General features: G+C 74.3%; 14 protein-coding genes and 1 riboswitch. Of the genes, 6 read left to right on the top strand and 8 right to left on the bottom strand.

The window, feature by feature from the left end; translation table 11 throughout:
• Positions 1 to 197: 197 nt before the first annotated feature.
• Both IH09_RS34525 and IH09_RS34520 read left to right on the top strand, forming a co-directional pair.
• Complete coding sequence (locus tag IH09_RS34525; protein WP_110952785.1) at positions 198 to 1,259, top strand: LysR family transcriptional regulator; 1,062 nt, start codon at positions 198 to 200, stop codon at positions 1,257 to 1,259.
• 319 nt (positions 1,260 to 1,578) lie between these two features.
• Positions 1,579 to 2,658: a PP2C family protein-serine/threonine phosphatase gene (locus tag IH09_RS34520; RefSeq protein ID WP_094793350.1), complete on the top strand. Its 1,080-nt coding sequence runs from the start codon at positions 1,579 to 1,581 to the stop codon at positions 2,656 to 2,658.
• Between the two features lie 139 nt (positions 2,659 to 2,797).
• On the opposite strand, the gene IH09_RS34515 is transcribed toward IH09_RS34520, so the two are convergent.
• Positions 2,798 to 3,913 (bottom strand): DUF2332 domain-containing protein, encoded by a 1,116-nt coding sequence (locus IH09_RS34515; RefSeq protein ID WP_052861651.1) that lies wholly within the window; start codon positions 3,911 to 3,913, stop codon positions 2,798 to 2,800.
• 370 nt (positions 3,914 to 4,283) lie between these two features.
• Positions 4,284 to 4,418: riboswitch (cyclic di-AMP (ydaO/yuaA leader) on the top strand.
• Positions 4,419 to 4,429: 11 nt separating this feature from the next.
• Here IH09_RS34515 and IH09_RS34510 point away from each other — a divergent pair.
• Together IH09_RS34510 and IH09_RS34505 are read left to right on the top strand one after the other, a co-directional pair.
• On the top strand, positions 4,430 to 5,827 hold the full coding sequence (locus IH09_RS34510) for a peptidoglycan DD-metalloendopeptidase family protein (RefSeq protein WP_052861649.1): 1,398 nt from the start codon (positions 4,430 to 4,432) through the stop codon (positions 5,825 to 5,827).
• 132 nt (positions 5,828 to 5,959) lie between these two features.
• Positions 5,960 to 6,901, top strand: a complete 942-nt coding sequence (locus IH09_RS34505) for an aldo/keto reductase (protein ID WP_052861646.1) — start codon at positions 5,960 to 5,962, stop codon at positions 6,899 to 6,901.
• 297 nt (positions 6,902 to 7,198) lie between these two features.
• Here the strand turns inward: IH09_RS34505 and IH09_RS34500 are convergent, their stop codons facing one another.
• From IH09_RS34500 to IH09_RS34475, 6 genes are all read right to left on the bottom strand, one after another.
• The gene (locus IH09_RS34500) at positions 7,199 to 7,501 is read right to left on the bottom strand and encodes a hypothetical protein (protein ID WP_110952786.1); all 303 of its coding nucleotides are present in this window, start codon (positions 7,499 to 7,501) and stop codon (positions 7,199 to 7,201) included.
• A gap of 260 nt (positions 7,502 to 7,761) precedes the next feature.
• Positions 7,762 to 8,148, bottom strand: coding sequence for a very short patch repair endonuclease (locus IH09_RS34495; protein ID WP_052861645.1), 387 nt, complete (start codon positions 8,146 to 8,148; stop codon positions 7,762 to 7,764).
• A 119-nt stretch (positions 8,149 to 8,267) separates the two neighbouring features.
• The gene (locus tag IH09_RS34490; protein ID WP_052861643.1) at positions 8,268 to 9,584 is read right to left on the bottom strand and encodes a PrsW family glutamic-type intramembrane protease; all 1,317 of its coding nucleotides are present in this window, start codon (positions 9,582 to 9,584) and stop codon (positions 8,268 to 8,270) included.
• A gap of 263 nt (positions 9,585 to 9,847) precedes the next feature.
• Positions 9,848 to 10,723 carry a tRNA (guanosine(46)-N7)-methyltransferase TrmB gene (gene trmB / locus IH09_RS34485; RefSeq protein WP_052861641.1) on the bottom strand — a complete coding sequence of 292 codons (876 nt, stop codon included), beginning with the start codon at positions 10,721 to 10,723 and terminating at the stop codon, positions 9,848 to 9,850.
• Between the two features lie 127 nt (positions 10,724 to 10,850).
• A complete protein-coding gene (gene lhgO / locus IH09_RS34480) occupies positions 10,851 to 12,077 on the bottom strand; it encodes an L-2-hydroxyglutarate oxidase (RefSeq protein ID WP_052861640.1) in 1,227 nt (408 codons plus the stop codon).
• Between the two features lie 197 nt (positions 12,078 to 12,274).
• On the bottom strand, positions 12,275 to 13,723 hold the full coding sequence (locus IH09_RS34475) for a hypothetical protein (RefSeq protein ID WP_052861638.1): 1,449 nt from the start codon (positions 13,721 to 13,723) through the stop codon (positions 12,275 to 12,277).
• Positions 13,724 to 14,435: 712 nt separating this feature from the next.
• Between IH09_RS34475 and IH09_RS34470 the strand changes: the two genes are divergently transcribed.
• Positions 14,436 to 16,514 (top strand): asparagine synthase-related protein, encoded by a 2,079-nt coding sequence (locus IH09_RS34470; RefSeq protein ID WP_052861657.1) that lies wholly within the window; start codon positions 14,436 to 14,438, stop codon positions 16,512 to 16,514.
• A gap of 340 nt (positions 16,515 to 16,854) precedes the next feature.
• Positions 16,855 to 20,106 (top strand): BTAD domain-containing putative transcriptional regulator, encoded by a 3,252-nt coding sequence (locus tag IH09_RS34465; protein ID WP_052861637.1) that lies wholly within the window; start codon positions 16,855 to 16,857, stop codon positions 20,104 to 20,106.
• Here the strand turns inward: IH09_RS34465 and IH09_RS40435 are convergent.
• Positions 20,093 to 20,464 carry an NPCBM/NEW2 domain-containing protein gene (locus tag IH09_RS40435; protein ID WP_052861635.1) on the bottom strand — a complete coding sequence of 124 codons (372 nt, stop codon included), beginning with the start codon at positions 20,462 to 20,464 and terminating at the stop codon, positions 20,093 to 20,095. The genes IH09_RS34465 and IH09_RS40435 overlap by 14 nt on opposite strands.
• Positions 20,465 to 20,708: the final 244 nt, after the last annotated feature.

Raw genomic sequence — 20,708 nt, 5'->3', positions numbered from 1 at the left:
GTGGGGGAGAGTGTCGGGGCGGGCGGGGCTGCTGGGAATGCCCAGGCTGCCGAGGTCACTGAGACCGCTGGGTCCGTAAGGCCGCTGAAGTCCGCGGAAGGCTGATGCCCGATGCCCGATGCCCGATGCCCGATGGATGACGGACGACGACCGACACCGCCAAGGCGCCATTCGACACCCTGTCTAGGATTCGAGGCATGCGGAACACGCAGGGCGTGGGGAGTGCACAAGTCGTGGGCAACGCGCAGAGTGTGCCGATCGTGTCGGGTGTGCCCGGCGTGCCGGGTGTGCGGACGGCGCCCGGTGTCCAGACGGCCCCGGGTGCGCGGAAGCCGCCCGCTGCGGGGATCGAATTGCACCATCTGCGCTGTTTCGTGACCCTGGCCGAGGAGCAGCACTTCACGCGGGCGGCCGAGCGGCTGGCGCTCTCCCAGCCGACGGTGAGCCGTACGATCCGGCGGCTGGAAGAGCTGATCGGCTACCGCCTGCTGGAGCGTACGACCCGGCAGGTCACGCTCACGCCGGAAGGCGACCGGCTGTATGACGAACTCCGGATGCTGCTGCCTCGTCTGGACGCGGCGCTGCGGCCGGTCGCGGACGGTTCCTTCTTCCGTATCGGTTTCGCCTGGGGATTCCCTGCTACCTGGCCGCAGGCCGCCATCGAGCGGTTCGAGGCGGAGACCGGCGTCGGTGTACGCGTCCACCGGCACGATGCCGCGCTGGCAGGGGTGGACAGCGGTACGGCCGATATCGCGATCCTCCGGGGCCGGGTCACGGCTCCCGGTATGCAGACGGTCACGCTGTTGCACGAGCCCCGCATCGCCGCGGTGTCGGTGCGCTCGGAGCTCGCCGGACAAGACGAGATCAGTTGGTCGGAGCTGTCCCGCCGACGCCTGGTGGTGAACCGGGTCAGCGGTACGTCGGACCTGGCGGACTGGCCCGTGGGCGCGCGGCCCGAAGTTGCCGCGTACTGCGAGAACTTTGACGACTGGCTGGAGGCCGTGGCCGGAAACCGTGGCGTCGGCGTCGTCCCCGAGTCCATCGGCCGACGGCACATCCACCCGTTCATCTCTTTTGTGGCGATCCCCGACGCACCGCCGGTACCGCTGCACATCGTCTTTCCCCGGCACCACGCACATCCGCTGACGCCCCGGTTCATCGCCCATGCGCGCGCCACGGTGGGGCAGTGCGAGGGCGGGCGCGCCGCCGGTGGTGCGGCTACCCTCCCGGACCGGCCCGCCGTACCCGGTTCACGCTGATTCACCCGGTTCACTCGATCCCCCCGGCTCACCCCCGTACCCGGTTCACCCGCCGCGCCCGCCCCGTGACCCGTCCGGCCCATGAGGATTCGCCGCGCGGCCCCGTACCGGAAAGCCTTGGGAGGTCGAGGGCGCCGTGCGGCGGCGCGGACCCGGAGCCGGGAGCCGAATCCATGTCCGTGTCCGTGTCCGCGGATGGCGGTGTTCCCGGACGGCGTTGTCCCTACGGACGGGTGGGAGCGGGAAGAGGCCGGTGCGGATGGGTCGAGGCGGCAAATACCGTATCGGCGATCGGGAACGGAAGGCGCGGCATGCCCGGATGTCCCCGCTCGGCCGTCGGCTGGCGCGCTGGCTGCCCGCCATCCTGATCGCCGCCGGCCTCCTCTTCGACATCGGGACCCCGCCCCGCTACACCGCCTCGCCGTTCTTCTCCGCCGCCCCCCTGGTCGCGGCGCCCCTCTACTCCCTGCGTACCACTGCCATCACTGCCGTCACCGCCGTCGCGGGCGAGCTCTGGGTCGTCACGTACCACCGTGGGGCGACGGTGAACGAGACCGTCGCCGAAGCCTCCACGGTCTTCGTCGTCGCGGTACTGGCGCTCGGCATCAACCGGGTCGTACGCCTCAGCGATGCCCAGCTGGCGTCCGTACGGGATGTCTCGGAGGCCGCCCAGCGGGCCCTGCTGCCCACGCCACCCGCCCGGATCGGCGGTCTCGCGGTCGGCGCACGCTATGTGGCGGCGCGGGCGGACGCCCGGATCGGCGGTGATCTCTACGCGGTGCAGGACACCCCGCACGGCGTACGGATGATCGTCGGCGATGTCCGGGGCAAGGGGCTGGAGGCGGTGGAGGCCGCGGTGGTCGTCATCGGTGCCTTCCGGGAGGCGGCGGAGCAGGAGGCCACCCTGGAGGCGGTGGCGGGCCGGCTGGAACGGGCGCTCCAGCGGGAGGGCGGGCGGCGCGAGGGAATCGACCAGTTCGAGGGGTTCACCACGGCCCTGCTGGCGGAGGTCCCCGCCGACGAACGCGCCGCGCTGCGCGTCCTCAACCGCGGCCACCCGGCCCCGCTGCTGATCGGTCCGGACGGCGGGCTGCGCGAGCTGACCCCCGCGTCCCACGCGCTGCCGCTGGGGATGAGCGACGTGGCGGGGTGGCCGGACCGGGCGGACGAGACGTTCTTCCCGGCCGGGTCCCTGTTGCTGCTGTTCACGGACGGGGTGACGGAGGCCCGGGACCGGATGGGGGAGTTCTACGATCCGGCGGCCCGGCTCCGCGGCCGCCGCTTCACCGGGCCGGACGACCTCCTGGACGCGCTGGTCGAGGACGTCGCCCGGCATTCGGGTGGGGCGTCGGCGGACGATATGGCCCTGCTGGCGGTGCGGCGGCCGCTGGGGGCGTAGGGGAGGGAGAGGACGGAGGGGACGGAGGGTGGAGCGGGGGCGTATGTGAGGTGGGGCGTACGTGAGGGGAGGGGCGTACGTGACGGGAAGGCCGTACGTGACCGTGGCCCGGCCCGGACGCCCGGACCGCCATCGCGCCTCACTCCCCGGCTGCCGGCTCCCGGAGCCAGTGCAGGGCCTCGCCGTGCCGGCCGGTGAGGGCGACCGGGCGCTCGTCCAGCGCGAGGGTCAGCGGCTGCCCGTCCTCGGGGCGCAGGGTGTCGTGCGCCGGCGTGGTGATCCACGGCAGAACGCTGTGGTGCTCGTTGGAGATCCAGTGACCGGGGCCCGGCCGCTCCGCGAGCAGCGACCGTACGAGCCGGGCGAACTCCTCGCGCCGGTCGAGCGGGAGGTAGGTGAGCACGGAGGTGTGGAAGATGACGAGGGTCGCTTCCGGCGGGGCCTTGGCGGCGAGGGCGGGCAGCTCCTCGACCAGATCGCCGCGCACCATCCGCGGGCGCGGCGCCGTCCGCACCGCTTCGACGGCGGCCGACAGCCGCGCCGCCCGGTCCGGGTCGCCCGGCCAGAGGAGGGCGTGCAGCCAGCGGATGTCGTCGGGTTCGGCGGCCGGGTCGAGCGGGTTCAGGTCGATGCCCGCCCGCCAGACGATCTCGGGGAGACCGTCCGCCGTCCCGGGGGCCGGGGCCGTCGGCTCCGCCGCTCCGGCCTCCCGGCTCGTACGGCATTCGAACGTCACCGGGCTCTCCGGCGCCCCCACCTCCGTCCCGGCCTCCGCGGTCACGGCATTCCGGTACCGGTACCGATAGCGGTCGGGGTGCAGGCACAGGCCCGCCGACGCGCCGACCTCCAGCAGCGCGAGCGGCTGCGGGAGGCGGGCGAGCAGCGGCAGCAGTGTGGCGCAGCGGCCCGGTTCGTTGGTCTGGGTGGCGCGCCGCATGATCACCGTCCGGACCTCGTCCCAGTGCCGGATCGTCCACTCGCGCCAGCGCCCGTACGCCGACTCGCCGCGCGGGCCCTGTTCGGCGTGCGGACCGTCGAGATAGCGGACGGCGGCGAGGAGGAGGTTCGGCTGCTGCTTGTTGCCGGCGGGCAGCGACCCCGACAGGAGATCGCAGAATTCCGGGTCCTGGCTTATGCGTGCGGTCAGTTCCTCGTGGGCCTCGGATCGTCCCCGAGCCTGCCGCCAGGAGAAGTCCCGGTACCGATCCGCAACTGTCTGCGCGTTGTTGACGACGTTCACGACGTTGACGACCATGATCAGACCGTAGCGCTCTTACGCTCCGTAGCCATCGCGCACCCCTCTGCATAACGACTGGCGCACAATCGCCGAAGGTTCGTTTGCCGACGTCCGGTCAACTCGCCCTGTTTGGCGCCTTCATGGGTGAAAAAGTCCAGGCCAAAACCGACCTGGAGTCCGTGCGGATTCGGGGGAACGCTTGGAAATCGGCTGCCGTCTCTATTACTGTCCGATAACGGAGCGCGGTCGTTTCAGCCGTCGCAAGAGGCGGCCCCGCGCGCCGACGCCGAATCCCGCAAGCGCACTTCAGGCACGTCAGACGCGTCAGGCACCCCAGTACCGCACGTCGGACAGCACCACACAGCAGCACAGAGCACCGCGTCGATGTGTACGGAACGCGCCGAGGGAACCGGGGAACCACCACCTTGGGGTGAATCGGACGCCTCCCGCCAGTGGGCGCCCGTAGGAGACCTTCCTGCTCCGAACCCGTCAGCTAACCCGGTAGGCGAGAGGGAAGGAAAGGAGTGCGCCCCCGTGGCGTCCAACAGCTCTGCCTCCGAGGTTCCGACCGCCTACGACCTCGCTGACCGAGGCCCTACTGACGGCCCGTTCGCCGGCCCCTTCGACGTCCGTATGGACGGCCCGTCCGATGTCCGCGGGGCCGGTCTCGGCGACAGCCGTGGTGATGGTTCCGCCGACGGACGGATAGCCGGGGGCGTCCGGGGGAGCGGCGACCGTTCCACTGCCGCCGATGGCGGCGTCAGCGCCCATGGTGGCGGCGAGGGCATCGGCGGTGTCGATGGCGGGGGCGACGGGCCGTGGGACGAGTGGAATCCCACCGAGGAATCCCTCCGTACGGTCCGCGGCAAGCACCGGGTGGGAAAGCAGCGCAGCAGCGGGCTCGCCCGCGGCGGTACGGTCCTGGGCGCCGGCGTCATCGCGGCGGTCGGCGCGGGCGGGATGGCATCGGCCGAGGACAAGCCGCCGCTCCCGATCTCCATGCCCGACCTGGGCGGCATCGCCGACGGCATCGTCGACAAACTGCCGGACCCCGCCTCCCTCCCGGGCATCGGCGCCCTCATGTCGTCGGACGACTCGACGGACGGCTCGACGGACTCCGCGAACGGGAACGCGAACGGGAACGCGGGCGCGAAGACGGATGCGGGCGCGGGCGCGGAGGCAGACGCGGGCGCCGGCTCCGTTCTCGTCCAAGCCGGCCTCGGCCCGGACGAGGCCGCTCAGGGGCAGGGGCAGGGGCAGGGCGCGGGCGAGGCGCTGCGCAGCCGCATCCTGCAGCAGGCCGACACGCAGCAGAGCACGGCGGAGCAGGAAGCGCACGAAGCCGCGGAGCGGGCCGCCGTGCAGCAGGCCGAGCGGGACGCGGCCGCGCAGCAGGAGAAAGCAGAGAAGGCGGAGAAAGCAGAGAAGGCCGAGAAGGCCGCGGCGGCCAAGAAGGCGGCGGACCTGGAGGCCAAGCGCGAGGAGGAGGAAGCGGCCCGCAAGAAGGCGGAGGCCGCGCACCTCGCCGAACTGGCGAAGAACTTCGTCGTCCCCGTCTCCTCGTACACCCTCACCGCCGGCTTCGGCCAGGTCGGCGACCGCTGGGCGGCGAACCACACCGGGCAGGACTTCGCCGCACCGACCGGCACTCCCGTCAGAGCGGTTCACTCCGGCACCATCACCCAGGCGGGCTGGGCCGGTTCGTACGGCTACCGCATCGTTCTCACCCTCGACGACGGCACCGAACTCTGGTTCTGCCATCTGTCCTCCATGGTGAAGACCGCCGGCGAGGTCACCACGGGCGACGTCATCGGCCGCGTCGGCGCCACCGGCAACGTCACCGGCCCCCACCTCCACCTGGAGGTCCGCCCGGACGCCGGCAGCCCGATCGACCCCACGTCCTGGTTCCGCGACCGCGGCCTGAACATCTGAGCCCGAGGCGGGCCCCATGCCCGACGCCCTGCACCCCCACCCACCGCACTCCACCCAACCGGAGCAACCGGCCTTCCTCCTCCATCCCCCTCCCTCGGAATAACTTCCCTCCGGCCCACGCTGAATCCACGCATGACCGCGACACAGAAGCCCCTCGGCTCGCTCTCCGTCTCCCCGCTCTGCCTCGGCGGCAACGTCTTCGGCTGGACCGCGGACGAAACCGAGTCCTTCGCCGTTCTCGACGCGTACGTGGCGGGCGGCGGCAACTTCATCGACACCGCCGACGTCTACTCGGCCTGGGTGCCGGGCAACAAGGGCGGCGAGTCCGAGACCGTCATCGGCAACTGGCTGGCCGCGCGCGGCAACCGCGCCGACGTCGTCATCGCCACCAAGGTCGGTGCCCACCCGGACCACAAGGGCCTGTCCGCCGCCACGATCAAGAGCGCCGTGGACGCCTCCCTGACCCGGCTGCGCACGGACTACATCGACCTGTACTACACCCACTACGACGACGAGTCGGTCCAGGTCTCGGAGTTCCTCACCGCCCTCGACGACCTCGTCCGGGCCGGCAAGGTCCGCGAGATCGCCGCCTCCAACATCTCGGCCGCCCGTCTCGCGGAGTCCCTGGAGTTCTCCGCACGCGAGGGCCTGGCCCGCTACGTCGCCCTCCAGCCCCACTACAACCTGGTCTCCCGCGACACCTATGAGGGCGAACTGGCCGATGTCGCCGCCCGCAACGGCCTGGCCGCCATCCCGTACTACGCCCTCGCGTCCGGCTTCCTGACCGGCAAGTACCGTCCCGGCACAACGGTGGAGAGCGCCCGCTCGGGCAAGGCGGCGGAGTACCTGGCCACCGAGCGCGGCCGTAAGGTGCTGACCGCGCTGGACTCCGTGGCCGCGGCCCACAACGCCGAACTCGCCACCGTCGCCCTCGCCTGGCTCGGCGCCCAGCCCACGGTCACCGCCCCCATCGCCAGCGCCCGCACCACCGCCCAACTCCCGGCCCTGCTGGCTGTTTCCGACCTCACCCTCACCGCCCCGGAACTCACCCTGCTGAACGAGGCTTCGGCCTGACCGCCTGACCGCCTGACCGCCTGACCGCCTGACCGCCTGACCGCCTGACCGCCTGACCGCCTGACCGCCTGACCGCCTGGCGCGAGGCGGGGCGGGGCGCGAGGCGCGAGGCGCAGGGCGGGGCGGGGTAAAGAGAGGGAAGCGGGCCGAGACGATCACCGCCCCGGCCCGCACCCACATCCATACGCCCTTGATCCATACGCCCGTGATCCGTACGCCCTTGCCCACCGCCTCGACGACTTGCGGCCCTGGCGCATGGCTTCGGCGCACGACTTCGTGCGACGGCTTTCTACGGCTTTACGAGCGACGATCGGCCGCCACCCACGAGGCGAGCGCAACCCCACCCGCCACAGCGAACACCGACGGCCACGCCCCGATCTTCTTCGCCAACGGATGCGACCCGGCAAACGCCGCCACATAGGCCCCGCTCAACGCCACAGCCGTCACCTTCCCGGCCTTCCGCTGCCACTCCCGCGCCGCCACCACCCCGGCAGCCGCCAGAGCCACCCCACCCAGCGGCCGCTTCTTCGTCCATCGGGCTACGCCGTATCCGGCCACCAGCCCACCTGCCGCAACCACACTTGTCGGTACGCCGGCCATCACGGAAACCTCCACATCGGGGACGACTCCACCGAGCGTACGCCCGGTCGCGCCGGTCGACGGTGGCATGGGACGTCCTGGTGAAGCGTGTGTGCGTTCCGCGTCCTGACATGAGCGGACGTCATGTATGAGGGGCGAATTCAAGGTGCGGCCGGCGTGGCGGACGGCGGGGATCCGCCTTGCGCGGACCGCGTTGAGGACCGGTGCCCGTCCGGTGCCGGTGTCACCTTGGGGTGGTGAGGAGCCTTTGGCGGCCCCGCTCATCGACGGCGCCGATACATCGCGCAGACGGTGGCTGCCACGCTCTCCGCGACGGCAGCCGGCTCCTCGTGCTCCCAGAACCGCAGCACCGTCCATCCCTCCTCCGTGAGGTGTTCGTTCGTCTCGCGGTCGCGGGCGATGTTGCCGTCGAGCTTGTCGCGCCACCAGTCGGCGTTGGATTTGGGGTGTGTGGCGTGTTGGGGACAGCCGTGCCAGAAGCAACCGTCGATGAAGACCGCGATCTTGAGCCCCGGGAAGGCGATGTCGATGGTGCGCCGGGGGAAGCCGGGTACGCGGCGCTGCAACCGGTAGCGGTGGCCGGAGGCGTACAGGAGCCGCCGTACCGCCATTTCGGGGCCGGTGTCACGACGGGCCTGGGCGCTCATCCGAGCGGAGACATCGGGGGACGAGGGGGTGGCGGGCACGGTGCCATTGTGCAGGCGGACCGCCTGCGGATGTCAGCTGTGGCTGCCGAGTGGAGCGGGAGCCCGGTGCGGCCCCCGCGTCACCGGCCCGTACCGGTCGGTGACGGCGCACCCGGCCGATGCGTAACCACCAACGCCCCCGCCAGCGCCGGATACGCCCACCCCCGGTGCTGCCACAGATGGTGCAGGAGGGCCGCCTCGCGGTTGCTGAAGTCGGGGGTGGGGCCGATGAGGTGGGCGCGGCGGCGGTGGAAGGAGAGGGCGGTGGCGAGGGCGGTGTATTCGGTGACGGCGCGGGCGGCGGCGGGGCCGTGGGTGCGGCGGGCGATGTCGCGGGCCAGGGCGCGGGTTTTGAGGGAGGAGAGGGCGGTGGGTTCGGCCGGGGAGAGCCAGCCGGCGGCCGTGTAGGGGGCGAGGTAGCGGCGCAGTGAGAGCAGCTCTTGGTGGCGGGCCCAGATCGCGAGCCAGGTCAGGGCGGTGAAGACGGGGACCATGAAGAGGCCGTAGACGGTGAGGAAGCCGAGGTCGCCGAGGGAGGCGGCGGCGTTCCATATGGAGTGCAGGAGGACGGCGGTGAGCAGGCCGAGGAGGGCCAGCGCGGTCCGTGCGGCGCGGCGGAAGGGGTAGCGGGTCGCGGCTATGCCGAACGCGAGGCCGGTGAGGATCGTGAAGAGCGGGTGGGCGAAGGGGGACACGATGACCCGGACGAAGAAGGTGCCCGCGGTGAGCGAGTTCAGCCCGGAGTGGCCCATCGACCGGTCCTGGCCGAAGGAGTTGCCGAGGTAGAGGATGTTCTCGGTGAAGGCGAAGCCGGTGGCGGTGATGCCGGCGATGACGATGCCGTCCGTGATGCCGTCGAAATCATGTCGGCGGAAGCGGTAGAGCAGCAGGACGGCGACGGCCTTGACCGATTCCTCGACGACCGGGGCGATGACGGTCGCACCCCACGCCTCGGCGTCGGACGGGGAGGCCGAGGCGATATTGGCCGCCAGCCAGTCGGTGGCGAAGCCGTTGGCGAGGATCGCGACCAGGGTGGCGGCGCAGGCGCCCCAGGCGAAGGCGAACGCGAGGTTGCGCCAGGGCTCGGGCTCGATGCGGTCCAGCCAGCAGAACGCCGCGAGCAGCAGCGGTACGGGAAAGACGGCGAGGCCGAGCCCGACGAGGAAGCCCTCGGTGCCGGTCTGCCGGCGGACCAGCGCGACGATGACCGCGCCGGAGAGCGCGAGCAGGGACACCAGGGCGATGGCGCGGACGGTCCTGCTGTGCCGGAGCGCGGGGCGCCGGCGCGCGTAGCCGTACGGAGGGGTGTGGGGGGTGTGCGCGTCGGGGGTGTACGGGCAGACGCCGGGCGCGTACGCCGGTGGGGGCGGGTGCGGGGACGGCTGGGACGGGTGCACCCATCGACCCTAACGAGGGTGGCGGCGCCGCGCCGGTCGGCGGCGAGGTGCGGCCTCGTAGCGGGGCGGTGCAGGGGGCGCAGGAGAGTGACGGCCCCGCGTACTGCCGGACCGCCCGCGCGCCGTTGGGCGGTCTGCGCCGGCTACTGCCCCGCGCCGATTGCTGCCCTGTGCGGCGCCCGCGCCATCGTCCCCTCCGCGCGCCCGCCGTTGGCGGCTCCACCGCTCCGAGCGGCGGCCCGGGAGCTTCTCCGCCAGCTGCCCTACAGCGCCCGGCGGCGGAACAGCAGGTCGTGGACGACGTGCCCCTTGTCCAGGCCCTGGCCCTCGAACTTGGTGAGTGGCCGGAAGTCCGGCCGCGGTGCGTACGAGGGGTAGAGGTTCTCCAGCGTCGGTTCGGCCGAGAGGACTTCGAGCATCTGCTCGGCGTACGGCTCCCAGTCGGTCGCGCAGTGGACGAGGGCGCCGGGCGCGAGGCGGGTGGTGACCAGCGAGATGAACTCCGGCTGGATCAGGCGGCGCTTGTGGTGGCGCTTTTTCGGCCACGGGTCGGGGAAGTAGACGCGCAGCCCGGCGAGCGAGGCGGGGGCGAGCATCTCGCGCAGGAGGATGATCGCGTCGCCGTTGGCCACCCGGATGTTGGACAGGTCGTTCCGCTCCGCGAGAGCGAGCAGATTGCCCTGGCCGGGGGTGTGGACGTCGCAGGCGAGGATGCCGGTGTCCGGATCGGCGGCGGCCATCTGCGCGGTGGCCTCGCCCATGCCGAAGCCGATCTCCAGCACGACCGGCAGCCCGCCGAAGAGCGCGTCCAGATCGATACGGGAGAGCCCGTCGATGTCCCGCCCCCAGGTGGACCACAGCCGGCGCAGCGCATCGGCCTGACCGGGCGAGACACGGCTGCGACGGGGCTGGAAGGAACGGATCCGCCGCTCGTGGTGCGAGCCCGCCGGGTCGGCCGCGGGGCCGGTCCCGTCGGGGAACATCGGCTCGGTGCGGCGGGCGGCGACGCCGGCGCCGGAGCCGGACGCGGACCGGGGCGCCCCGGAGGCGGAACCGGCGGTGCCGGCCGCGCTGTCGTCGGTTTCGCGGGCGCCGGCCGGGCGTGCGTGGGCTTCGGGGGTGGTGGGGTTCTCGGACACAGTGCGTCGATTCTACGGAAGGGGGTACGGGGAGCGGTCCGGGAGGCGGCCCGGCCGTGACAACCCGCCGGGCATCCACACGTGCAAGGTGTTGAACGGCTGACCGTCCCGCGGGCCGGGGGCACCCCTATCCCCGTCCCCTCCTCACCCCCAGCATCCCCAGCACCCGCCGTGCCACCTCACGTCCGATCGGGAGGGAGGCGGTGGCGGCCGGGGAGGGGGCGTTGAGGACGTGGACGATGCCGGGGGAGGCGGTGAAGAGGAAGTCGTCCACGAGGGTGCCGTCGGGGAGGACGGCCTGGGCGCGGACGCCCGCGGGGGCGGGGCGCAGGTCTTCCTCGCGGACGGCGGGCAGCAGGCGGCGGACGGCTTCGGTGAAGGCGTGGTGGGAGAGCGAGCGGTGCAGCTCGCCGGCGCCGTGGCGCCAGTGGCGGCGGGCCAGCTGCCAGGTGCCGCGGTAGCCGAGGGTGCCGGCCAGCTCGGCGGGGCGGACGGTGCGCCAGTCGTAGCCCTCGCGGGCCAGGGCGGGGACGGCGTTCGGACCGATGTGGACCGCGCCGTCGACGCCACGGGTCAGATGCACGCCGAGGAACGGGAACGCCGGGTCGGGCACGGGGTAGACCAGGCCGCGGACGAGCCCGGCGCGGTCCGGGGCGAGGGTGACGTACTCGCCGCGGAACGGGACGATCCGCATACCCGGTGCGTCGCCGGCCAGACGGGCGATCCGGTCGCTGTGCAGGCCCGCGCAGTTGACCAGGGCGCGGGCGCGGTAGACCGGGCCGGCGGCCGTGCGGACCGCGACGCGGCCGGGGCGGCGGCCGATGGCGGTCACCTCCGCGCCGTACACGACCCGCGCTCCGGCGTCCTCGGCCTGCCGGGCGAACTGCCGGGCGACCGCGGCGAAGTCGCAGATACCGGTCGTGCCGACATGGATGGCGGCCAGACCGCGCACCTCGGGCTCGTACTCCGCTATCTGGGCGGGGCCCAGCTCGCGCACCGGCAGGCCGTGCGCGCGGCCGCGCTGGACCAGGCCGTGCAGCCGGGGCAGCTCGCCGCGGTCCGTGGCGACGATCAGCTTGCCGGTGACGTCGTGGGGGATGCCGTGCTCGGCGCAGAACTTGATCATCTCCGCCGAGCCCTGGAGGGCGAAGCGGGCCTTGAGCGAGCCGGGCGGGTAGTAGATGCCGCTGTGGATCACACCGCTGTTGCGCCCGGTCTGATGGCGGGCCGGGCCGGACTCCTTCTCCAGGACCACGACGCGGGTGCCCGGCGCGGCGCGGGTGAGCGCACGGGCCGTAGAGAGTCCGACGATGCCGGCACCGATCACCAGTACATCGCAGTCGTACGCCGCCACTGCACCTCCCCAACCGCGTGACCGCGGGCCGACCCCTCCGCGGACCCGCGCATCATCCCGACGCCATCACCCATCATGCCGCGTGGTGCTGACAACGGCCCCGAGCCACGGCACCGGGCGGCAGCGCGGTGCCACGGCGCGGGGCCCTGGCACCGACCGGCCAGCCTGGCCACCGCACCCCCGCTCCGCGCCGCGGTCTAAGCCGGCGCGGCCAGCAGCGGCCGGGCCCGTTCGCGCAGCTCCACCACCCGGGGCTCGTCGCCGTACGGTTCCAGGCGGTGCAGGAGATCGCGGACGTATTCGGTGGTGCGGGCCGAGGAGATCCGGCCGGCCACCTCGACCGCGCGGGTGCCGGCCGCGCAGGCCGCGTCGAGGTTGCCCGACTCCAGTTCGGCGACCGCGGAGACGACGAGGCGCAGGCCGTGCGAGCGGACGAACTCCTCGGTGGGCCGGGAGAGCGCCTGCTCGGTGAAGCGGCGGACCTGGCGCGGCAGCCGCAGATCGCGGTAGCACTCGGCGGCGTCGGCGGCGAACCGCTCGTAGGAGTAGAAATCCAGCCACGACGGATCCGGATCGCCGCCGCGGGAGCGTTCCAGCCAGCCCTCGGCGGCCTTCAGCGCCACCTCACAGGCGCGCGCCTCGCCCGCCTTGGCCTGCGCGCGCGCCTCCACCAGCCGGAAGAAGCTCATGGTGCGGGCCGTCGCCAGTCCGCGGTTGCGTTCGAGCGCGGCCTGCGCCAGGTCCACGCCCTCGTCGGCGAATCCGCGGTAGGTCGCCTGGAGTGACATGGAGGCCAGAACATATCCCCCCAGAGGCACATCGGCGGCCGCGCGGGCGAGCCGCAGCGCCTGGATGTAGTACCGCTGCGCCGCCTCCTGCTGGCCCGTGTCGAAGGCCATCCACCCCGCGAGCCGGGTGAGTTCGGAGGTGGCCCCGAAGAGCGCCCGGCCCACTTCGTCGCTGTACGAGGCGAGCAGCAGCGGGGCCGCGTCCACCCGCAGACACTCCGGCACCATCGAGGAACGCCAGTCCCCGCCGCCGTACTTGGAGTCCCAACGGCGCGCGTCCTCCGCCGCCTCCCGCAGTTTGCTGACGTCGCTGTGGCCGACATGCTGCAAGATCCCCGCGTCCCCGGCGGCCGCGGCATCCTTGTCGCGGGCCTCGGCCGCCGCCCGCGCCACCGAGCTGTCGGCGGGGGATATCAGCCAGCGCGAGGCGGGTGTCGCGTACGCGCTGACGGCGAAGGATCCGGCCAGGCTCTGCCAGATACCGCCGCCGCCGGCCCGCCGTCCGGCCAGATCCAGCCGGTACAGCTCGGTCGCGGAGCGCACCGCGGCGCCCACGTCGCGGGGGAAGGTCAGGCCCACCTCGGGTGCCGGGTCCGCGTCGGCGAGCCCGATCTCGTGCAGCGGCACCGGCCGGCCGAGCTTGCTGCCGATCGCGGACGCGATCAGATGGGGCGCGGCGCCCTGGGGCACCATGCCCTTGGAAACCCACCGGGCCACCGACGTCTTGTCATAACGAAGCGTCAGTCCGCGCTGCGCACCGAGGTCGTTGACCCGGCGCGCCAGTCCGGCATTGCTGATACCCGCGAGGGCGAGAACGGTGCCGAGCTTCTCGTTCGGCCCGCGTATATCCCTGGACATGCGCACCCCTCGACACAGCGACGGCCGCCCCGGTACCCCGGGGCATGCGTCCACCCAGAGTAGTTCGCCGCATCCCGACCGTTAAGGGCCGGTGTCCCGGATGGCGAGATTCGTGTTCAAACAGGGGTGCGGGAATTGGCATGTGCTCCGGGTACGTGTGCCCGTGCGCCCGGCTGTGCGCGCTGGCCCCCCTCCGGCCGGAGCGCTTCGATGGGTCCTGCGTGGGTCGGCCCGCTGCACTGGATCCAGTGGGCTGGGGGATACCGCCACCTCATTCCCCGCGGGTGGCGGTCCGGTCCGGGGGGCGTAGCCCGCCTCCCGGACCGTCGCGCGAGCGGATCGCGGCAGCCGGCCGTCCGGTTGGCGCGACTTCCGGACACCGCCAACTGCTCTGTGTGGTACGGACTTTGGCCGAAATGTGGCGGGGGAATGTTTCGCGCCGCGGCTCGCCAGGGGGCCACACGGGGGGTCACCCGGGGCCGCCGCGCCGTACCCCGCACCCCCGCCGCCGGTCCGCCGCGCCCACGGCCCGCCCCGGGCCCGTACCGCCGCCGTTGCCCCGCCCCGGGGCACGAACCGCCCGCATCCGGGCATCCTCCGACGCCGCCGGCGCGTCCCCACCATGGCAGCATGGTCCGCACAACAGCTTGGCGATCCGCTGTACGGGCGGCCGTCGGCCGCGCGGCGGACGGGGAATCGGGTGGAGGCGGCGATGCGCTGGTTGGTGGGGTGGAGCAGTGCCACCACGGGACCGGCCGCCGCCAGGGAGCGCCGTTCGGTCCTGCCGGTGGGCGCTCAACTCCTGTGGGGCGACCCGGATCCGCTGTGGGCGGTCGGCGACTGGCGGCCGGACGAGGTCCGCGTCGTCCAGGCCGACCCGGAGACCAGGCTCGCCGTCTTCGGCGTCTGCGGCGCCACCGACGACCAGCTGCGCGTCGGTCTGTTCGCGGCCCGCGGCGGTGCGCTGCGCCATCTCACCGCCTGGCCGGGCAGCTACACCGCCGTCGTCCAGGTGGGACGGCGCCTGACGGTCACCGGAGATCTGGCCGGGGCCCGGCCCGTCTTCCACACCCCCTGGGAGGGCGGCACCGCCTACGCCACGGCCGCCCTCCCGCTCGCCGACCTCATCGAGGCGGGTCTCGACGTCGGCCACCTCGCCGCGCTGCTGGCCTGCCCGGACTCGCCCGAGGCGCTCGGCGCCGGCACACCGTACGAAGGGGTCCGCCGGGTGCCGCCCGGCCACGCCCTCGTACTGCGCGGCGGCGCCGGCGACATCACCTCCTACGAACCGGCCGCCTCACTCGCCGTCGGCGTGCCCCAACTCGCCCCGGAACAGGCCGTGGACGGCGTCCGGGAGGCCCTCGTCGAGGCCGTCCGGGTCCGGCTGGCCGGCCCGCGGCACGCCCCCGACCCGGACGGGCGAGACGGTCTGGACCCCGGCCCGGTGCCCGGTATGGGCCCGGCCGAGCGGCGCGCCGCGCGCGGCGGCCCGGTCCCCGGCGTCGGCGCCGACCTCTCCGGGGGCAGCGCCTCCGGAACCCTCGCGCTGCTGGCCGCCGGCCTCCCCGGCCCGCCCGGGTCGCTCAACGGGCAGGGCGAACGCCTGCTGGCCGTCACCTTCAACGACCGTGCCACGAAAGGCGGCCGGTCCGCCCGCGAGGCCGAGCTGGAGCGCGCCCGCAGCATCGCCGACAATCCGCGGCTGCGGCATGTCGTCGTCGCGGCGGGCGAGGAGGCGCTCCCCTACGCGGACCTGGGGCGCGGCCCGCTCACCGACGAGCCGGGGCCCTCCCTCACCAGCGCGGCACGCCACCGCCGGCGGCTGCTGGCCGGCAGCGCGGACCATCTCGTCGGGCACGGCGCGCGCCAGGTCCTGGACGCCCACCCGGCCCGGCTCGCCGATCTCCTCATGGACCGCCGCCGGCGCCATCTGCTGCGCCCGGTCACCGCGCTGGCCAAGGCCGACGGCGGGTCCGCGCAGTCCGCGCTGGTCCCCTTCACCGTCTACCGCGCCGCCCGCCGGCTCGCCCGTACGCCCTACGGTGCCGGGATCGCCGATGCGGCGCGCCGCCTCCTGGAGCGGCGGTTCGCCGACGAACCGGTGACCGGCGGGGCGGTGGACGCCTCACTGGCCGCCCTCACCTGGTGCCGGCCGGGGCCCGCGGCGCGCTGGCTGACGGGCGAGGCGCTGGCCGAGGTATCGGTCCGGCTCGCGGACGCGGCGACCCGCACGCCCGGCGCCGGCCACCCCGGCGAGCGGCGCGCCCGCGCGGCGCTCGCCCGCCACGCCGCCGACCACCGCGTCTTCGAACAGGCCGCGGAGGTCCGCAACCAGCGGCTGCACGCGCCCTTCCTGGACAACCAGGTCGTGCTCGCCTGCCGCGCGCTGCCGGACACCCTGCGGGTCCAGCCCGGGGCACGCGCCGCGGTGCTGCGGTCGGTCCTCTCCGGCGCCGGGGTACGGGATCTGCCGCCCGGATGGGGCGCCACCTCGCACGCCACCCACGCGGCCGCGGTACGCGCCGGGCTGCGCGGCGCCCTCGACGATCTGCTGCACCTCTTCGACGCGCCGCTGCTCGCCGACGCCGGGCTGGTGGAGGCCCGGGTCGTCCGCCAGGCGCTGCGCTCGGCGGCCGAGGGCGCCGCGCTGCCCCTGGACGGGCTGGCGGAGCTGGTCGCCACGGAGCTGTGGCTGCGGCGGCTGCTGACGCGGCGGGGGACGTGCTGGACGGGGGAGGGGGCGCGTCAGCGGGCGGTCGCGGGGGGAGTGGTTCCGCGCGACCGGCTTTAGGCGTCGTAGGCGGTTGCCTGTGCGCCCTACGTCGTCGGCTGCGGCGGTGTGCGGGGTTCCGCCTTCGGCGGGAGGCGGGCGGTCGCGGTTTCACGTGAAACCGGGGCGGGGCGGCCGCGCGGTTGCCGTTTTGGGACGGGGTCAGGTCCGGGGTGGGTACTCGGACTGCTTCGCTTTACGTCCGAGTACCCACCCCGGAGACCCGCCTCCTCCCGTACCGTGTGCGGCCGCCCCTTGCGAGGGGGTGAGGCGCGCCCGGCGGAAGCACGGGCGGCGCTGACGGGGGAGGACGAGGTAGGGGGACGTGATGGGGGATTTGGTGGGGCGGGAGCATGGTGGGGTGAAATATCGGATTCTGGGCGTGACGGAGGCGCTGGGGGAGCAGGGGGCGGTGCCTCTGGGCGGGCCGCGGGTGCGGGCGCTGCTGGCGGCGCTGGCTCTGCGTGGTGGGCGGGCGGTGAACGTCGAGGTGCTGATCGGGGAGGTCTGGGCGGTGGACGCGCCGCCGCAGGACGCCCCGGCCGCGTTGCAGGCGCTCGTCGGCCGATTGCGGCGGGCGCTGGGCAGGACCGCGGTCGAATCGCTGCCGGGTGCGTACCGGCTGGTCACGGAGCCGGACGAGGTGGATCTGCACCAGTTCGAACGGCTGGTGGAATCCGGTACGCGGGCGCTGCGGGACGGGGACGCGCCCGCCGCGGCCGAGACATTGCGCGCCGCGCTCGGCCTGTGGCGCGGGTCCGCGCTCGCGGATCTGCCGGACGGGGTGGCGGCGGCCCGCGGCCCGGAGGCGCTGCGGCTGGCCGCGCTGCACCGGCGGCTCGACGCCGATCTGGCGCTCGGCCGCGCCGAGGAGGTGCTGCCCGAGCTGCGGCAGCTGATCGCGGACCATCCGCTGGACGAGCCGTTCCGGGCCCAGCTGATGCGCGCCCTGCATGACGCGGGGCGGGGCGCCGACGCGCTGGCCGCGTACGAGGAGACCCGGCGCGCCCTGGTGGACCGGCTGGGCGCGGACCCCGGCCCCGAACTGCGTTCGCTGCACGCCCGGTTGCTGGCGGCGAGCGCCGGGGACGGCGGCGCGGCGGCCGGGGCCGTGACGGTGCGCGCCGTACCGCGCCGGGGGAATCTGCGGGCGCGGCTGGACTCGTTCGTCGGGCGGGAGGCCGAACTGGCCTCCCTGCGCGCGGAGGTGGCGGTGCGCGGGCAGCGGCTGATCACGCTGACCGGGCCGGGGGGATCCGGGAAGACCCGGCTCTCCGAGGAACTGGCGGCCGCGCTGGCCGGTGACCATCCGGACGGGGTGTGGATCGCCGAGCTGGCGCCGCTGGACGCGCCGGAGGCGGTGCCCGGCGCGGTGCTGTCCGCGCTCGGCCGCCGGGACACCACCGTCTTCTCACCGGCCATGGAGGCCCGGACGGCCGGCGAGCACGGCGACCCGGCCGCCCGGATCGTCGACCACTGCGCACAGCGCAGCCTGCTGCTGGTCCTCGACAACTGCGAGCACGTGGTGGCCGCCGCCGCCGAACTGGCCGAACTGCTGGTGCGGCACTGCCCGGGGCTGACCGTGATCGCCACCAGCCGGGAGCCGCTGGGGGTGCCCGGCGAGGTCGTCCGGCCGCTGGAGCCGCTGCGGCCGGCCCCCGCGCACCAGCTGTTCGCCGAGCGGGGCGCGGCGGTACGGCCCGGCTTCCGGGCGGCGGACGACCCGGCGCCGGTGGACGAGATCTGCCGTCGGCTGGACGGGCTGCCGCTCGCCATCGAGCTGGCCGCGGCCCGGCTGCGGCTGCTCTCACCGCGCCAGATCGCCGACCGGCTCGACGACCGGTTCCGGCTGCTGACCAGCGGCAGACGTACCGCGCTGCCCCGCCAGCAGACGCTGCGGGCGGTCGTCGACTGGTCCTGGGACCTGCTGGACGAGCCGGAGCGCGCCGTGCTGCGCCGGCTGTCGGTGTGCGCCGGCGGCTGCACGCTCGCGGCGGCCGAGGCGGTCTGCGACGACGGCGCGGACGACGTCCTCGGCCGCCTCGGGGCGCTGGTCGACAAATCGCTGCTGGTGGTCGACCACCGGGGTACGGAACCCCGCTACCGGATGCTGGAGACCATCCACGCCTACGCGCGGGAGCGGGCCGCCGACCGGCCGGCCGAGCGGGACGGCGCCCGAGCCCGGCACACCGCGCACTTCGCACGCTTCGTACAGGACGCCGAGCCCCGGATCCGCTCCGCCGGGCAGCTGTCCTGGCTGGCGCATGTCGAGGCCGAACTGGACAACGTACGGGCGGTGCTGCACCGCGCTGTCGCCGACGGGGACGAGGGCACCGCGCGGCGGGTCGTCCTCGCCATGGGCTGGTTCTGGTGGCTGCGCAACTACCGGATCGAGGGCGCCGCCTGGGTGGCGCGGGTGCTGGCCCTCGCGCCGCCCGAGGCGGACACCCCGCGAGGCGGACCGGCGGATCTGGCGGCGCTGGAACTGCGGCTGCTGGAGTTCTTCCTGCTCCAGGACCATCAGCCGGAGCACACCTTCCGCACCCCGGAGAGCCGGGCCCGCAACGAGCGGATCCTGACGGAGTACCGCCGCCCGCACCCGCGCAGCGCCCGCTTCCCCGGACTGCTGTGGCCGTTCACCGCGTACTTCCTCGGCGGCCACGACCGGATCCGGGCGCTGCTGGCGGACGCGGTCGCCACCACCAGGGCGTACGGCGGCGACTGGGAACTGGGCGTCTCGCTGCTGTTCCGGACCCATAACGCGATCGACCTGCCCGGCGGCCTGGCGTCCGCCGAGGCCGACCAGGCGGAGCTGACCGCGCTGGCCCGCCGGGTCGGTGACCGCTGGCTGCTCGCCCAGGTCGCCGCCGTCACCGGGGAGCTGCGGCAGATCCGCGGCCGCTACCGGGAGGCGTGCGCGGCCTACGAGGAGGCGCTGGTGCTCACCCATGAGCTGGGCGCGCACACCGAGGCCCCGTTCGTCCTGTTCCGGCTGGCCGAACTCCACTACGCCACCGGCGATGTGGCGGCCACCGAGCGGGTTCTGCGGCGGGCGGACGACCAGGCCGTCGAGTGGGGCATCCAGGATCCGCTGGCCTTCAACCACTCGCTGCGCGCCCGGATCGCGCTGCGGCGCGGGGCCACCGAGGTGGCGCGCCAGGAGTGCGAGGCGGCGCGCGCGGCCGCCGCGCTGGGGACCCCGCCGCCGCAGTTCACCGTCGTACTCGACGGGCTGGCGGGCCGGATCGCGGCGGAGTCGGGCGCGCCGGACGAGGCGCTGCACCGCTGCCGCGAGGCGCTGCGCGCGGGGCTGACGCAGCACTGCACCGGACCCGTCATGGCGGCGGTGGCGGAGAGCGCCGCCCCGGCGCTGCACCGCGTCGGCCGCCCCCGGGACGCGGCCCGGCTGCTGGGCGCCGCGGACGCCTGGCGCGGTGAACTGCCGCGCACCGTCCCCGAGGCGGAGGACGTACAAGAGACGGCCGACGCGCTGCGCGCCGTACTGGACGGCGACGGCGGGTACGCGGCGCTGCGCGCCGAGGGCGCCCGGCTCGCGCCCGCCGCGGTCATCGCACTGCTGGAGCGCGCGCCCGGCGCGGTCAGCGACAGCTGATCTGCGACCGCGCCCAGTCCCCGAACGCCAGCCGGCCGGCGGGCCCGGCCGGGGTGACCACCAGCCGCAGGGTCTTACGGCCCGCCAGCGGCACATGCACCGGCACCGCCGGCTGCCCGCCGCGCACCACACCGGAGCGCCACAGCCGCTCCCCGTCCGCGTAGACCGAGAAGCGCAGCGCCCCCGGCCCCAGGCCGAGATCGTCGACGCCGACGACGGCGTCGTACGCGGCGCACGGCTGGTTGAGGTCGATGACCACCGAGGACGGCGCGTGCACGCTCACGCCGTGCGGGTACGCCGTGCCGTCGATACGAGGCGCCTTCCGCTGCCACAGCCAGTCGCTCTCGGCCGCGCGCACCTCCGGCCGGCTGCCGTCGCCGGTGAAGTCGTAGGCCAGCGCGTTGATGCGGTACGGGGCCGGGGCCGGTGGTGTCGGCGTGGGCGTGGGAGTGGGTGTCGGCGTGGGACCGGGGCTGGGCGGCGGTGCCGTCGGCGGTGCCGGGCTGGGGGGCGGCGGCTTCGACGGGGCCGGTGGCGGCGTCGGCGCCGGGGTGGGCTTCGGCTTCGGCGCGGCGGCCGGCGCGGGTGGGGGCGGTGATGGC

Source organism: Streptomyces celluloflavus (assembly GCA_000720995.1).
GTDB classification, from domain to species: Bacteria; Actinomycetota; Actinomycetes; order Streptomycetales; family Streptomycetaceae; genus Streptomyces; species Streptomyces celluloflavus.
The sequence above is the reverse complement of the archived record's forward strand: the minus strand, read 5'-3'. Positions and strand labels throughout refer to the sequence as shown.

Excerpts from the sequence above, each read along its gene's own strand:
- IH09_RS34525 (WP_110952785.1), top strand. The coding sequence starts at position 198 with ATGCGGAACACGCAGGGCGTGGGGAGTGCACAAGTCGTGGGCAACGCG.
- IH09_RS34520 (WP_094793350.1), top strand. The coding sequence starts at position 1,579 with ATGTCCCCGCTCGGCCGTCGGCTGGCGCGCTGGCTGCCCGCCATCCTG.
- IH09_RS34515 (WP_052861651.1), bottom strand. The coding sequence starts at position 3,913 with ATGGTCGTCAACGTCGTGAACGTCGTCAACAACGCGCAGACAGTTGCG.
- IH09_RS34505 (WP_052861646.1), top strand. The coding sequence starts at position 5,960 with ATGACCGCGACACAGAAGCCCCTCGGCTCGCTCTCCGTCTCCCCGCTC.
- IH09_RS34500 (WP_110952786.1), bottom strand. The coding sequence starts at position 7,501 with ATGGCCGGCGTACCGACAAGTGTGGTTGCGGCAGGTGGGCTGGTGGCC.
- IH09_RS34495 (WP_052861645.1), bottom strand. The coding sequence starts at position 8,148 with ATGAGCGCCCAGGCCCGTCGTGACACCGGCCCCGAAATGGCGGTACGG.
- IH09_RS34475 (WP_052861638.1), bottom strand. The coding sequence starts at position 13,723 with ATGTCCAGGGATATACGCGGGCCGAACGAGAAGCTCGGCACCGTTCTC.
- IH09_RS34470 (WP_052861657.1), top strand. The coding sequence starts at position 14,436 with ATGCGCTGGTTGGTGGGGTGGAGCAGTGCCACCACGGGACCGGCCGCC.